At 37.2% G+C, this 16,465-nt stretch carries 6 protein-coding genes; all 6 read left to right on the plus strand.

Annotated elements, in window-relative coordinates:
• Nucleotides 1-5: 5 nt before the first annotated feature.
• From EVU92_RS15305 to EVU92_RS15330, 6 genes are read left to right on the plus strand one after another with little or no spacing between them, the layout of a single operon-like run.
• A complete protein-coding gene (locus tag EVU92_RS15305; RefSeq protein WP_130051929.1) occupies nucleotides 6-1,901 on the plus strand; it encodes a hypothetical protein in 1,896 nt (631 codons plus the stop codon).
• On the plus strand, nucleotides 1,901-5,014 hold the full coding sequence (locus tag EVU92_RS15310; RefSeq protein WP_130051930.1) for a poly-gamma-glutamate biosynthesis protein PgsC/CapC: 3,114 nt from the start codon (nucleotides 1,901-1,903) through the stop codon (nucleotides 5,012-5,014). The genes EVU92_RS15305 and EVU92_RS15310 overlap by 1 nt, the downstream gene beginning before the upstream one ends.
• Nucleotides 5,001-7,268, plus strand: a complete 2,268-nt coding sequence (locus EVU92_RS15315; RefSeq protein ID WP_130051931.1) for a hypothetical protein — start codon at nucleotides 5,001-5,003, stop codon at nucleotides 7,266-7,268. The genes EVU92_RS15310 and EVU92_RS15315 overlap by 14 nt, the downstream gene beginning before the upstream one ends.
• Nucleotides 7,258-8,001: a hypothetical protein gene (locus tag EVU92_RS15320; protein WP_130051932.1), complete on the plus strand. Its 744-nt coding sequence runs from the start codon at nucleotides 7,258-7,260 to the stop codon at nucleotides 7,999-8,001. The genes EVU92_RS15315 and EVU92_RS15320 overlap by 11 nt, the downstream gene beginning before the upstream one ends.
• The gene (locus EVU92_RS15325) at nucleotides 7,986-12,260 is read left to right on the plus strand and encodes a TonB-dependent receptor (protein WP_130051933.1); all 4,275 of its coding nucleotides are present in this window, start codon (nucleotides 7,986-7,988) and stop codon (nucleotides 12,258-12,260) included. The genes EVU92_RS15320 and EVU92_RS15325 overlap by 16 nt, the downstream gene beginning before the upstream one ends.
• The gene (locus EVU92_RS15330; RefSeq protein ID WP_130051934.1) at nucleotides 12,253-16,347 is read left to right on the plus strand and encodes a poly-gamma-glutamate synthase PgsB; all 4,095 of its coding nucleotides are present in this window, start codon (nucleotides 12,253-12,255) and stop codon (nucleotides 16,345-16,347) included. Before EVU92_RS15325 ends, EVU92_RS15330 begins: the two co-directional genes overlap by 8 nt.
• The last annotated feature ends 118 nt before the right edge of the window (nucleotides 16,348-16,465 follow it).

Genomic DNA, 16,465 nt, shown 5'->3' on the forward strand with positions numbered 1-16,465 from the left:
GAATTTTGGCTGCATTACAACAGTTGTTGCGATTAACGCAACAAAGAGCCTTTTGGTTCACTGTTTTCTTATTTGCGATTGTGCTTTTTAGTAACCTGCTGAACATATTTCAAGCGAGTGATGCATTTTTCTATAAAAAAATAAGTTCGTTTAGTAGCACTCAGAAAACAAACGTTGTGCTCATCACAAGTGAAAGTCTCAGCACTAATCATTCAGACTTAGTCACTCAGCTATCCGAGTATCAGCCAAGAGCAATCATCATGTTAGCTGATGAGCCATTACAGCCTGCAACCAAGGAAGGGGTTTTCTATCCTTATGCTGGTAGTGATTATTGCATGCCAAAAGTGGAAATTTGGGCAACCTATCAAATGCGTATCCCCGCTGCTGATAATCTTGAATGTGAAAGTGTATGGCAAGCTGTTTTTAATTATAACCATGACAAATCTAAACTGATTAATTTCAGATTAGACGTATCTGCGCTTCCAAAATTTACCGCTAAGCGAATACTTAACTTCGACGTTATGAGTGAACAACTTGAAGATAAAGTGCTCATTGTTGGTCAACAAGCTGCTGAATTTAATGTAAATATACATGCTCCTAAACTTGAAGGCCTAAATGATCCTTTACTTCTTTTTGCTTACATCGCTGATAGTATTGAGAAAAACAGCACTATAAATGAGCTTAATTTTGCTATATCGGTAGTATTTGCACAGGTTTTTGTGTTTACTTTGCTGTTTTTCTATCAAAAAATATCTATAAGTTATTCATTTCTAGTCGCTTTCGGCATAACTATATTTTGGTGTGCTGCCGGCTACTTTTTAGTGAACTTTACAAAACTTTTCATTCCAATTGGTCAATACATCACACTGACCTTTGCAACTTTAATTTGGGTTGTAGTTGCTCGAAAAATTTCTGAAGACAAAGAGCTCACAGCTGATGTAAATAACATTCAGCAGATGATGATGGGCCGTTATATTCCTCAAAGTTTTATTGAGCACCCATCCCCATGGGATCCCATTATTCAATTAATAAGTCAGCAATTAGATCTGGAGAAATCAATCTTTTTAGCCCGTAAAGAAGACGACCACCGAGTAGTTGAAATTCGCGCAATAAATTGCCAACTCGATGATATCCAAGAAATGAGAAGAGACTATCAACGCACACCTTATAGTAATGCGTTAAAGTCATTAGGCATTGTGAAAATAAACCGTCCTTTTTTTAAACAGGTCATTAAAGGTGAAATTGAATTCATTGCGCCACTTGTATACGCTGGTGATGTACGTGGCTTTTGGGCTCTATCAATTGTTCCTAACCAAAGCTTTCATCAGCAAGCGTTTGAAAAAAACGTTAATAAGTTTGCTGCCCAAGTTGCTGAGCTCCTATTCCATTACCATATATTTAAAACAACACAGGCTAAGAATCGAACTCTAATTAATAGACTACTTACATTTAAGCTTCACGAATCGGTTAGCCAGAAGGTTAAAAGCTCACTTAATGAAATGGAGCAAAAGCTAACCACCTTAGAAATGGTATTTAACCATACCAGTCCTGCTACAGTGTTATTTAATTTGTTCGGTCAAATTATTCAAACCAATGCTTCTTTAGAGCACTTTGCTAAGCAGCACCAAATTGCTATTTTTGAAACGACAGCCCTTGATTTACTTTGTCGAAGTTGCGCACTTGATATCGAAACTGCAAAAGGGAAATTACGCTACATAACTCTAAATAAAGCCACTGTTGAGCTACCTGCTAACCTAGATAAACATAGTTATACGCTTATTATTAGAGCACTTCATTCCGATAACTCGCAAACCGCATCCGGTGCGCCTTTTCAAGTGTCTGGAATATTATTTGAATTTATTAAAGACACTCCTGAAGTAATTCCGGAGGCTAGACTTTAATGGACTTCGTTTTAGCGCTTTTTCCTGCAGGTAGTGGACTGGGTCAATCCGTTATTACAACTGTTTGGGTTGGGACTGCCGTTGTATGCCTACTCAATTTGCGCTTTGGATTTCCACTTACAGGCCTTGTAGTTCCGGGTTACCTTGTGCCATTACTCATAATTAGCCCCACCTCAGCAGCAGTTATCATTATAGAAGCTATTGTTGTATATGGGTTTATGCGTATAAGTGCAAGTTACTTGATGGAGCGCTTTGGTTACAGTGAAATGTTTGGCAGAGACCGCTTTTTTGCCATCATCTTAATCAGTATCTTAGTCCGTGTTTGTATGGATACTCTATTTTGGCCAATCATAGCTGACCAGTTAAGCCTATGGGATATTACTTTTGATTATGCATCTCAGCTTTATTCTTTAGGTCTTATTATTATCGCATTAACAGCTAACGTAATGTGGAATGGCGGTTTTAAGTATGGTCTGAAAGTAAGTTTTATTCAGTTATTCATCACTTATATATTGGTGCGATTTGTACTCATGCCGTTTACCAATTTTAGCATCGCTAATTTAGGTATAATGTATGAAGCTGTTGCCGCATCTATTATTGCTGCCCCTAAAGCCTATATTATTTTGGTTATTACAGCCTTTTTGGCCTCTCGTGCAAATTTAAAGTATGGCTGGGAATTTAACGGTATCATGCTACCTGCGCTATTAGCTTTACAGCTAACGCAACCAAGTAAAATTTTAACCTCATTTATAGAAACTGCCGTTATATTAACGGTAGGAAGCTCTCTGATTCATTATACTCGCCTAAGGCATGCACATATTGAAGGTGCCAGATTACTGATGCTATTTTTTACCATAGGCTTTATTTTTAAGCTTGTTTTAAACTATATCGTCGTTTGGTTCTTTCCAACGGTTAAAGTAACCGACACCTTTGCATTTGGGTATATGCTCGCTACCTTACTTGCCCTTAAGATTTATCAAAAAAATGCACTGGGTCTGGTACTTAGAGCTACATTTCAAACTTCTGTAATAGGTGGAAGCCTTGCCATTATTGTTGGCTTTTTAGTCATGCTTGTGCCTTCTTTACTAATAAAACAAAGTATTAGCCCTGAAGCAGAAAACTTACAAGTCATAACACTTAACCAGCAAGTGAGTCAGTATAAAAGCTATTTATATACCACTCGCTCCAATAGAGTAACGGTAAGTAGCTATAAAGCAAGTCAAGCTGTATCTGACTTCAAATATGCTATTTATCAACTGAACAAAGCCATCGAGAATAAGCAAAAAATGGGGCATCTCAGTGCCATGTTCAATTCTATCGGCTTTAAGCTTGTGAGTGATGATAATTATGTATATCTAATAGATATTGTTGAGAATCAACAACGTGGTTTATTTGTAATTAATAAAAAACCACAGACAAATTTAATAATCACTGTGCCCTACCCTATAACTGAGGGCCTTGCTAGTGACTCTGCAGCTCTTATCTTTCAACACTTAAAAAGCAAAGCACTCGTTTTTGGAGCTACAAGGACGCCTCAAGTAACGTTGACGAAAGAAAATCAACAAAGTCCATTTTACCAAGCTTTCATTAATGCATTGGAAATTAATGAGCTGTTACAGGTTCGCGAATCTAACCGTCATACTGCAGCTTTACTCAAAAGCACTCCTAGTGATGTAAAAAGCCAATATTGGATCTTTAATCGACTTCCAGAATCTATAAGTCAGCGCGAGATCCATGAATTTTTAGGCAGTGAAGCAACTTATTTTGGTAAAGCCGCCAAAAGTAGTTTACCAGCAACAGACTTTACCGGGTCTATGCTTGAGGTCTTTCTTGATGGAGATAATTACACCAATATTTTGGCGTATATTTACCGTGAAAATTATCGCTATAGTAATTTAAAACTTAATATTATCAATGAAGATATGGCTCATATTGTCGATGACTTTTCCGCTTATATCAGCAGTAAAGGCAGTTTCAATTATCAGCCATTAACTCACAGCCAAGTAGCCCTTTGGGAATTTGAAGTCTTAACACCACTTTATAAGTTAATTGAGCAAATTGGCAACTCATCACTTAATGAAGATGTATTAAATCACTTAAAACAGATTAATGGCACAGCCGAATTACTCAATTACCAGCTACAACTTGTACAAAATAGTAATGGGCGATACATACTGCTTAGCCCATTGCAAAGTAATGATGCACAGGCTCTTGGGCAAGGTATATATGCATTTTCACTGAGTAAACATGAAGCAATCAGTTTAAGTGTCCCAAGGCCAATATTCGAAGGGAATACGTTAAGTTTCGCAAGTGAGCTTTTCACTAATTCAAATGCTGCCAACTTATTAATTGCAGGTGCACATCCCTACGCTCACCCTGAGGCAAATGTTCTTGCAGCAAATAATGTCGGTTCATTATTCAATGTTGTTCATCAAAGCTATTCACGTTTTAAAGCACAACAACCAAGCTTAAATATTCAGATCCGTAGCCACAGTGCGCCATCATGGATCCGCCCTAACGCAATTGCATTTTCAAATACCCAAGTAAGGGATATTGCAACTCCTCTAATGGAAAAGCTCACTAAAGACTTAAGCAGTCTAGGAGTCAGCTATCAAGTAGTAGAAGGTCAAAAAGCCACTAGGGGCCTCGAAATTGGTAGTTCGCCACAATATGGATATCAACAGTTTAATTCAAACAGTGAACTGGCAACCTTATGGATTGCATCTGACTTTAAAGAACAGTTTTCAATTGATCAAAACAGCCTTCTGATGCGCCTTCTCGCTATCTCGAATAACCCGACTGTAACCACAATAAATCTAGCTACTTTGTCGCCTTCAAACTGGGCAGCGCTCACTAGCCATGATAAACAAATAATCCAACGAAAAATTAATAAATATACTGCTGATAAACAAACTGCGGCCTTAAAGACGATATGTTCTGAACTAAATGAGTGTGTATTACAGACAATAAAATTAGAACAGTTGAATAAATTCGTACTGATGATCAAAAAGCAAAATAACCTCATCGCCATCTATAACCCAGCTAGCAATCAACTGATTGATATAGATGTTTTTAACAACATGATGGTTGGAGGCTTTAATGTATCTAATTAAACGCTTCCTAGCTATCTTAGCTATTATCACTGTTTTATTAATCGCCTTATTTACTTGGAATAGCTTTTTGATTTGGCTGGATTCAGCAGAACCGGTAAACCCAAAAACCAGTAAAGAGACTCGCTCAAAAGTTCAATGGTTAAGTACTAAAAAGCCACTGACTTATACATTTTCTAATCAGCGGACTCACTCACTGCGTATACTTTCAAATGCTGTATTTGATCAATCGGTTACTCTTGATAAACCAGTTAATTATGCCATCAAATATACTCTTTATAATGATAAAAAAGAGGTGATCTTAGATGAAACTTACCACCACGCTTCAAAGCTAGTTAACCAAAGTGAAGAGCAACAGATCAAACAAATCATTGAGAATAAACAATCGCTTAATGTTGCGTCTGGGCAATCATTTTACCTGCCAATAGCTCATTACCCTACGGCAAAAAGCGTAGCGTTATTACTTATCCCTGAAGAAAAATCAATTCAAGGCGTGGTAGTTCGAGTTCATGCGAAAACCCCCGTTCAAAACGTTGATCCACTTAATAGTTGGTTAAAACGGCCTCTAGATAGACGTAAGCGCGCAACTGATTACCTTACCATGGGTGAAAATACTCTAACAAATACTGAAATAACGAATGCAATGGCATTTTGGTGGCAAAAAATTGCACCACAAGGTATTCCTGAAATCGACTTTAAGTCAGACATCCTATACGAAAGCTTACCGTATAATGTAATTAGTTATGACTTCAGTCAGCAGCAGTATAGCCTTGCAGCTTATTATACTAGAGGTAGTTTGTGTGCCAGTGTCAAGTTAGATGAAAGTGATAGCTTAATTTTCACTGTCAGTGATAACCAAAAACCCCCTTCATTGATCTGGTATGACAAACTTCAGTTTGAAGCGCCAAAAAAAATAAACTTTACTCAAACTGATGAAGTAAACACGTACAAAACCCCATTACTTAATGCGGGGTTAATTACAATCTGCAGTGAAAAAGAATTGTTAACTCAATGGCGAACAGAGTCTGGGGCAGTTATTTTAACAAGTTATGCTGGCAGTTATTTGATAAACCCAAAAGTGTCAGTTGAATTTGATATCGTCCCTGAAAGCCATCTAAATTTAGAACTTAGAACATTAAATAGCAGCCAAATATACGTAACTTTATACGACAATAATAAAAAACAAATCGAACGATATGCCGTCACTATAAAAGGTGAAGCATCTAAATTTGACCGGTTAATTGCTAGCAATACCCAGAGACAAGCGGTAGGCATGCTCACATCGTATTACCTACGTACACCGCAACAAGCACGCTATATTAAAGTTGAATCTAGCGACGATGTATACCTGCGTGTAAAGTCAAGACTCGCTAACTTTCATTATCAACGCCGCACTGCACATCAACCGCTTACGACTGAATCAACAGATGGCTTTTATGATATTGCAGCCTGGTATGAGCAAAAAGCAAGTAACCATTACGACTTGGCGCAGCGAGAACATTTCGTAAATATTCGTACTTTCACTCCACCTAGAGATATTGAGGAAACAACAACATACTACCAATCTAAGGAATTATTTAATGTTTTGCCATTATCAAATGTGGCACTTGGTTTAAGTCCAAAACGATATTATGAAAAGCCAGAGCCATCACAAGAATTTAATTTTGGGATCTATAATAACAATCACTACTTCCCCTCTTCTGGCGAAAACGATAACCGACTGATATTAAAAATAAATAACAATAGTGCTAATGAAGTCAAAACCGGTGATATCTCTTTGTCAGAAAAAATGAAATTAATTGATGAAGCAAATACTGTTTATCAAAATTGGTACGGTCATCGCCCTTGGGTAAAACAACGCCTTTACCAATTAGATAAAAATAAGCCAATTAAGCTGCTTTATTCGAAGAACAAACACCCAATAAGCATTGTCTTTAAAGCATTTCGTACTCAAAGTAATAAACCTATTACATTGAGTCTTGAACATACTGCTAATTACAAACTTGGCCTAACTAGTGAGTACAGTATTGCAAAGCAAAGTTATCAGCTACATAACTCTGAGCTATTAGAATCATTTTTAATTCACCCTAAAAAGAGCCAATTAGCTAGCTATCCTAGCGTTACATTCAAAGTCGCTAATGATATAGATTCTTTGCAGTCCGTGACTTTAACCTCTTCCGAAACTATTTGGCTATCAATACTTGAAGAGTATCTTGTAAAGGATCAAAAAGTAAGGTGGTGGAATAATGAACAATAAAATTATCGTTACTGTTCTTATATTATTTACCGCTGCATGTTGTGAGGCCGCTCAGCTAGAAAAACTCACTTCCAGCCTACGAGTTTGGTTGAATAACCAACAACGTGTACCAGAGCACTTTTCCATTAAGAATGGGGCTTTAGTAGCCAATAAGTCTCTTTTTTCGGGTGGTGAAATACATTTTAAAGCTAAAGGGAACACCTGTATTTCTTATGCTCCACATAGATATTTTGATAAACACACATTGCAAATTGCTAAAGCCTTATTTAGTGAATGCCAAGTGTTATTGACTAATACGAAACACCGAAATAGCCGTGATGCCGATGGCAAAACAATCGATTTTAGCAAATATAAAAATAGCAGTAGTAACGCATTTATACTTGCGTACAGCAGTTCAGTTAAATCATTTTCGATTTATCAAATCCATGGATTTGCAAAGGAAAAGCGAACCACAGAGCAAGGACGAAAAGCAGATATTATTTTAAGCGAAGGCCATGTATTCGCCTCTAAACGAACTTTAGACATTGCTCAATGCCTCATTAATAAGCTAGGTATTAATGCATTGGTTTATGGGCGCGACGTGCATGAGTTGGGTGGAACACACAATGTTCTTAATTCGCTGGCTCCTGTTAATAGTCAGTTTTTCCATATCGAGTTAAGTCGCGAGCTGCGAGAGCAGTTAATAATTAACAACCAACTTTTAAAGCAGTTTAGCCTATGCCTTACTTCATAATAGCCTTTATAACATTAACGCTGCTAGCCTATAAACCAGCTCTTGCCGTACAACAAGAGCATGCTGTTCTGCAGCCTCCTATCTGGTTAAAAACCTCTCCAAAGCTAGACGTGCTCGCAACCACACAAGAGATGCAATTTGATTCGTATGAGCATCAATATTTATGGCTACCCGAAGGGCACTGGTTAGAGTTCAACCCTGAGTTATTCGACAAGTTCATTATGAGTGTGGGTAACACACAATATATACAGCAACGAGTTCAAATGGATCGTGACTTATTATGTTTAGAAAAACGGTGTCAACTTCCTGCTCTTGGGCATAACCGTGTTGTAGCGATTCAAAACCGCCAAAATGAGCGGGCTGAATTTTCTGCGCAAGTCGGTCACTATCAAACCACTGTTGATAGCTTTAAACGAGCCCTAAAACTTGCTAAGCCATCAGTATTACTTTCTTCAAGAAAAGGCAGCGAACGGTTTTATAAGTTCGATAAAGGTGATGAGGTCACTCTATATTTTCCTGATGCAAAAAAAATTAAGCTTTCGGTCAGAAAGAATATGGAGTCTTTAGATAGCCATGGTGCTGTCTATGCCTACACAGATGAAGTTCTTACTGCAAAAGTTAACATCATCAATAACCCGGCCCTTGAATACCAAAACCAAAATGTTGGCTTGGTGAATAGTGACTATTTAGCTATTGATGCGGGCCAATATTTAACCATTAAAAGCTATGCCGATTCGTATGTAAAAATATCGCAAAGCCACAGAGCCATATACGATGATTCGACAGCCATAAAAGTTGAAGAAAAACTACTACTCCCCTACTGGTTAAAAACTGCCAATGATGCAATGGAATCAGTTTACAATGAGTATTCGCTGAATGTTTTTAGTGACAGTGTATTTACAAAAAATAACTCCCTCGCAGTTAAGCGCTACTATGATTTGCTTGGCTTAATGTCCACACAAACTTTACTAGAAGGGAGCAGCGTAGTTCATGCTTCGAGCCAATCAAAAAAACGGCTAATTACTGAACTTGAAGAGCAAAGATTAGTTGATGATCAATTTTATCCACGCATTAATAAACAGGTCAGACATATTACGTCGCTTTCACAGATCGCTTTGAATTTTGACTTATTAAGCCAAAAACGAGTCACGCCGTGGCTTACCTTCGTTGCCCGTAGTAATAAAGACAGTCAATTTAAACTTAATGTTGGTGATAAAAGCTGGTTGGTTAATGTTAAAGCTACAAAAGAATACCAAACAATTCACGTCTCAGTGCCATTAAACAGCAAAACGATGACAATTCAGAAAACCACTGATGATGTGCCTGGTATTGATTTTGCTGTTTATGCCAGGACACTTACAGATTTTCCAAGTAATGAAGTACTTTATTTACAACCGGGAACCCTTTCTGAAAAAAGCCCTATTACAGCAGAGCTAATAACTGAGCACTTAAGGAAATTATATAGTGACTATTTAGCGCTAATTGAGCCTTATGCCCCAGCAAGAAGAAAAATTAAATTAGTTAATTGGCAGCAATCTTTGCTAACAGCTAAAGACTTAGCTAAGTCTGCACCTTTAGATGCGCTTGCCTTTTTAAAACCATTAACTCAAAACCCAAATCCACAGGTTGCTATTGAAGCATGGCAAATTAAAATAAATATTTTGCGTGAACAACAACAGTTTCATCTTGCAACAAGTTACTTAGAAGGACTATACAAGAGTACTCAACAAAGGGAATTACAGGAGTTTGCTTTAAAGTCTCTATTAAAAACCTACCAAAATGAGCACCAAGAAATAAAGTTGTTTGCTCTGTGCGCAGGAAACCAAAGCTTATTGGAAGAATGTAATAGTATTCTCACTAAGCTTGCAACTAAACAACAGAAAAATAGACTCGCAATATGGCTTTTAAACAAAAAGGATGAAACTCACACAATTAAGCAAGCTTATATGGCACTTGACTACCACAGTTTAAGTCCTGGATTAAAAGCTGAAGATAAGCAATATGAATTACTTTCTGGAGCCCAAGAAACATTAATAAACTCTCAAGGAAAATTGCAAAACACTGTGCTTTCACAGCATATGCCCTGGAAGTACACTGCGATAGAAGCGGTTAATTTAAGTATAAAAGCGCGCACAGAAGCCAAACAAAACGGCGAGTATCAAACTGCTTGGTTAAAGGCTGATAGTCAATACCAACATAAATTAATGCCAATATACAGCGATATTCCATCAACAACACTCATTGTTGAAAGCCAAAAAGCGGCTTCTGTTGCATCAACAATGATTGTGAGTCTGAAAGCAGGAGAGACACTCACTCTATCAGCTGATCAGAAAGCCTTTATAGAGTTTAAAAATATACCTGACGCATTATATGAAGCTTTTGATTACCGCTCTGATGCTGCAAACCAGCTTGCTACAGACGATATTATGTCATTAGTTTACGCCTATGATGCCACACAAAACGACCTTTTAATTAATGGCTTATATCTATTATCTAAAAAGCGTTTAAACAATAATGAATATACGCAACTATTACAGCGAATAGCTACAATTCCTGCGAGTGCCGCATCGACCTTTTTACAAAATAGAATAGAAAGTTTTGGCCACTGGCAACCCTTAGATAGCCTAATCGATTATGCAGGTACGCGTCTTTTTAATATTCAAAGTGCAGCACAAACTAGCTTTGCTGATAGGTTTAACCAATTCAAGACGCATCTAAAAAATAATGATGGTTTATTGATTCGCCCATTTCATACCCTTTATATAGATTTGGCCGAAACAGAGGCAGAACAAATTCGCTTTGTATTTAATTTTTCTACCGCAGAGCTTGCCCAAGCTAATGTGGCAAACTTATCCATACAACTGGCTAACAGTTTAAAAATATGGTCTGTTACGGAGCAGCAAAGCATTCCCTTTACATTTAATAAACGGGAGTTAGATAATAATGTCATTGCCCTACACTGGCTTAACCCCTATTTATCTCAACAACTAAAAGTTGAAGTACAGCAATATATTGCGGGTCGGTGGAGAAAGATAGAATTACCTACAACGCTACTATTTTATTCTGTTATTCCCACTACCCCTTTGCTTGCGACTTTAAATGCAGATCGTTTAATCAAGTTAGAAAAGATAAATAGCTATAGTCGAAGTGAACGCCAATTTTTCCATCCTGCAGGCAAAATTGAAGTCAAATCATCGGAACTTGAACATGTTCGCCTGTATACTTGGGAGCTTAGTGATCTCAATAATAAGATTTCAGAATTTACACAAGCACAAATTCCTTTGCCTGATTTAGTAACTTATCGAGTACCAGAAAAGCAAACAATTGTAAGTGATCAAAAGTCATTTCAAAGTGATGATCTTAATTGGCAAGGTTTTATACAATTTGACCAACAAGAAATATTTCAAACCGCTGAAAATATCCCAACCCAACAGAGCATTGATATTGGCGCTCGTTTACGTATTAACGACGACAATGATTGGTACCAATTAGAAGGTTACTACTCATTTAGTAAAGAACAAACGGATCTAATTGCACTCAATGGTTACTATTCATGGCAAGATGATACAACTCCTTGGTATGTTGATGCGCAAATTCAAAGCCGTTGGCAACCAAGTCATAATGGATTTGATCTTCAATATGCCCTTGATAGTAGTTTCAGTGTAGGACAAAAATGGCAACGTGATTCTTCGCATCGTCACCAATGGCAGCTAACTCCATTTATTCGTTACAGTAGTGCTGATTTAAATGATTACCTCAGTGACGACCTACTTAATTCAAATGTATTTAATTTTTACCGTGAAAACCATGCCTCGGGATGGCAAGGGTTTTATCAATATCGTTATCACCCTTGGGTCGATAATTATTTAAATTTTGGTGTGTCATCAAGCTCAAACGATGATTGGACGAGCTTAGACTATCTGCACTTCAACACCAGTTGGAATCAATATTATCAAGATCACATTTTCCAACTTGGCATTGATAGCTATTACCGCTTTAAAGATGAAAACCGTGCCACAGCTACGTGGCAATACATCACACAGTTTGCTTGGCAAACACAAATTAGTTTAGGTGATTTTTCACATGGTTGGCTAAAGGTGCGACTACAACAGGATTGGGTATGGGACAACCACAATATTAGCATCGAGTTTTCATCTGGTAACAACCAACATACCGGATTTACCCCTTTTGCCCATGATGAAATCATTTTCCCAGCACTTCAATTAAATCATTTGCTAGAGCACACTGACTATGAGTAACCACTTACTTACAAAACGCCTTGAAAACTTGCTTTTCGCAGACATTGCCAGTTTTTGGTTAGACTTATATCGCCAAAAATACCGCGAACTAGTTGATGAATTAAGTGAATGGGAATTAATAAAAAATCAGCCTGATGACTATGAGGAAGATGATTGGTTACTACTGCAAACTATTTCATTTTTAACTCATAAAATTGATACCCTACAAAGTCAATTAATCAAAATTGATGCCGATCACAGGCGCTTTATCGAGCGTTTAAATCATGCCGAATTAAAAGCTGAGCGTGAGTTTCATATTCTCGATTACGCGTATACTTTAGGTGCAAACCGAGAACAATTAAAAAAAGATCAAGATGCTTTTCAACGCTGGTTTGATGAGGGAGCTATCATCAACAGATACCAAGATAAACTCTCTGAACTTGAGCAATCTCTTAAGTTTTTAATAGGTAAACTGGGTGATTTAACTAATCGCTATTTACGGATCCACTCGGGGGAAATAACCAAATCATGGTTAACACTCAATTTAGAAAGCTTCTTTTTGGGGCTACTAGAAAAAAGTGAGAACGAAGCTATTCGTAACTCTATTTTTCGCGCCCTTGCCAACCAGGTAAACTTAATTAGCGAATATGTAAGTGAAACTCAATTCGATTCTGATCTTGTTGAGCTGTTATTACTATCTCTTGAAAAACAATCAACCCCACATGCTGCAAAAGTAGATATTTTAGAAATTCTGATCAATTTAAGACCCACTTTTACTCACTATTTTATGCGCTCTCAAATTGATTTAGATGTTTTACCAAATGAAAAAATCGAAGCTCAGCACCTGTTTTTATTGGCGTCATTTTCAAAAATTATATGTAAACAGCCTAAATTAAGTGAAGCTAATTATAAGCTTCTCATTTTACTTGCTAAGCATACTTACCCTCGAGTAAGGCAAAGCGTCATTGAACAATGCGCATTATTACCCAGGGCATTTGCTCTCAAACTATTAACAGTTCGGCTCCAAAAAGAAACCCATGAAGCGGTACGACTAACACTCATTAAGCAATTAACAGATCCTCGTTTAACCAAAGAGTTGCAAGTTTTTCACATATGGCGAAAACAACTGAAAATTGCACCAAGCTTTGCCCAGAAGCGTTTATTACTCGAGTTAACGCCAAGGATAATGTTCAACTTACAAGTTGATTATGATCAGCAAAGCCAAGCAGATATATTGTTTAAGTCTTTTATCAATGTCTTAAATACGCAGCTTGAAAATGAGAAAGATACTGCCGTAAAGCGAATTATTAGCCGTGTTAGAGAGCAGCTTGTCAGCTTTGTGTACCAGCAACAAGTCGCTGAGCTCGAGTTTAACTTAAACTCAAACTTTACCATTAATTTAAACTCTGAATGGGTTGAGCAAGATTTATTAGGCCGAATTTTGAGTAAGCAAGCGCAGAATAATGAAGCCTTTAATGTAGCAATGAAAAATAAAGGCTGGCAAATACAACGAGGTTACAGGCGGGGCTTTCGTTTTTGGCGGCTATGGCATGAATTTAAAAATCCAAGTACAGGTAAACGCCAAAGCTTTAATCATGTACAAGCCAGAAAACCAAGTGCATTTATGCATGTGCCGAGCTGCACCGTCGCGGAGATTAGCCAAACGGAGGTACCTGGAGAGCCCCGGTTTGATGCTAAACAGTTTAGTGCTCGACCTCATTTACCTATGTTAGATTTTCTACTGAGTACATTGTCACAAGACAATCTGAAAACGCCAGCTAAATCGTTCACTCCTGATGGTATTTTAATCGTCACCCCTCCCTGTAACGTACTCCAACGCATGTTTGCGTATAGCTGGATTTCTTTCAACTTTGAAAAATTAGATGATTTACGAAATGGTTCTGACCACGAACAACAAGACTTTCTAGAGTTAATAAAAGCAAGAGGCTTCACACTTGATTTCCAACAATATGGATCCGTGCTTAATGCCGAATTCCCTGTTGAGCCGAGTATTGCCAACTTATATCAAAAACTATCCCTCACGCCCTTCTTGTTTAATATGTGGTCAAGCTTTAAAGAATATGCCTATTCGCTTTATCAAAATAGTATTGGTCAACTGATCTTTTTCGTTATGGCTTTCTCAGCCTACTTTTGGGCTCGCCACATAAAAATAAGTAGGCAAATAAAGTCAGATAGAGCCAAAATTCCCGTTTCAATCGGGGGTTGGGGAACACGAGGAAAGTCAGGAACTGAACGATTAAAAGCAGCATTATTTAGTAGTTTAACTCTTAAAGTGATTAGTAAAACAACAGGTTGTGAAGCAACTCTTATTTATGCAAGAGCAAGTGGAGAGCAATTCGAAATTCCATTATTCAGACCTTTTGATAAAGCGAGTATTTGGGAACAAAGCGATGTTTTGCATTTTGCAACAAAAGTAAAAGCCGATGTATTTCTTTGGGAATGTATGGGATTGACCCCGCGCTATGTAAAAATATTAAGGAATTGGATGGATGATAACTTTTCAACTATTACCAATGCTTACCCAGACCATGAGGATACATTAGGTCCAACAGGAATTGATGTTGCAAATGAAACAAGCCATTTTATCGGTGAGAATAGTTTAGTGTTCACCAGCGAACAAAATATGAACCCAATTCTTGAATTAAATGCAAAACAAAAAAACGCTAACTTAATTCAAGTTCACTGGGCCGATGGTTTGCAAATAACTGATGACATTCGCTCTTTATACCCCTACCAGGAACATCCATCCAATATAGCACTCGTGTGCAAAATGGCGGAACATATCGGCTTAAATAAAGATTATGTATTCAAAGAAACATCCGCACGAATAGTGCCTGATATTGGCGTATTAAAGCACTTTACTGAAGCGCCTATCGGAAAAATTAGTCAATCGTTCGTCAATAGCATGTCTGCAAACGAACGCTTAGCTACATTAGAAAACTGGCAGCGCCTTAAGCTTGAAAGATTAAATAACGACCCAAAAAACCAGGTAATCGCGCTTATAAATAATCGTAACGACCGTGTCGCGCGCTCAAAAGTTTTTGCTGCGATGCTCAGTAATGACCTACGTTTTGACCGTGTTGTGGTAATAGGAAGTAATGTAGAGGGATTCTACAGTTACTTTCTCGATGCATTTATAGAAAGAGTAGAAAAGTTAATTGAAATTAATGATCTCGAAAGCCTAGATAAGCTTCTAGAGCAATTTAATTTACTCACCAGAGCTGAAGTTAGAGCAAGGTTTAGAATTGCATATGGCAGTGTAGCAGCTGAGAATTTACTTACACTTAGCGAGGGGGTTGTTAATAAATCTTACATAAAAGAGATCACAGGAGAGATCCCTGATCAAGAACTAACCATAATTCTCTATACCCTTCGTATTTATTATCAGCGTATGCACCTGGATTACCTAAAAAGTGATATCGCAAAGAATAGTAAAGAAATAAAAGAACGCTTGATTTCCATCCTCCAATCTAAAGTCACATTACTTGACGATAGCAATATATCTGCAGATGAAATAACCAATTCGATTGCGGATTTAGCTTTGCCCAATACTCATCAGGTCGTTGTTGGTATGCAAAACATTAAAGGAGCAGGGTTAAATTACGTTTATGCCTGGCAGCAATGGCAAAAAATATCACAAACTATTACGAATATGCTGAGTAAGCCCTGCACAGCTAAAGAGTTCAGAACGGCATTAACTAGTTTAAATATGATAGTGTCATTTAACTTACTTGAAACTGACTACTTAAAACAAAAGTTAGATATATTGAAGAAAAGTCAGCTTGCTCAAAATGAGTTCTGCCAAGCAGAAATAACGACTCTTCAAGAAAAAGTTAATGAGGAGTATTTAAAAGTAGACGAAGAAAATTCGCAATCTCGCCCTACTCGTTACTTTAACCAAGTGATCGAATCATTTTTAGATGCAGGTGCTGCTGTAAAACGTAAAAAACGTGCTATTCAAATATACAATGATATAGCAGAACAGCGCATAACATTAGAAAAAGCAATTAAATTACTTAGCGAGATGAACCGTAACCAAAAGTCAGGTTGGTTCACAAATAAACGAAAACTTTACGACAAAAAATAAGAGAACTTTATTATCAATAAAAATAAAAACAATAATGAAAAATAATAAAAACAAATTCAAAAAATAAAACACAAATAAAACAAAAACAAAAATAAGAAATTTCCTACAAACAAAAATA

This window comes from Pseudoalteromonas sp. MEBiC 03485 (assembly GCF_004195145.1).
GTDB classification, from domain to species: domain Bacteria; phylum Pseudomonadota; class Gammaproteobacteria; order Enterobacterales; family Alteromonadaceae; genus Pseudoalteromonas; species Pseudoalteromonas apostichopi.

Coding starts and splice junctions, on each gene's coding strand:
- EVU92_RS15310 (WP_130051930.1), top strand. CDS start 1,901: ATGGACTTCGTTTTAGCGCTTTTTCCTGCAGGTAGTGGACTGGGTCAA.
- EVU92_RS15325 (WP_130051933.1), top strand. CDS start 7,986: ATGCCTTACTTCATAATAGCCTTTATAACATTAACGCTGCTAGCCTAT.
- EVU92_RS15320 (WP_130051932.1), top strand. CDS start 7,258: ATGAACAATAAAATTATCGTTACTGTTCTTATATTATTTACCGCTGCA.
- EVU92_RS15330 (WP_130051934.1), top strand. CDS start 12,253: ATGAGTAACCACTTACTTACAAAACGCCTTGAAAACTTGCTTTTCGCA.
- EVU92_RS15315 (WP_130051931.1), top strand. CDS start 5,001: ATGTATCTAATTAAACGCTTCCTAGCTATCTTAGCTATTATCACTGTT.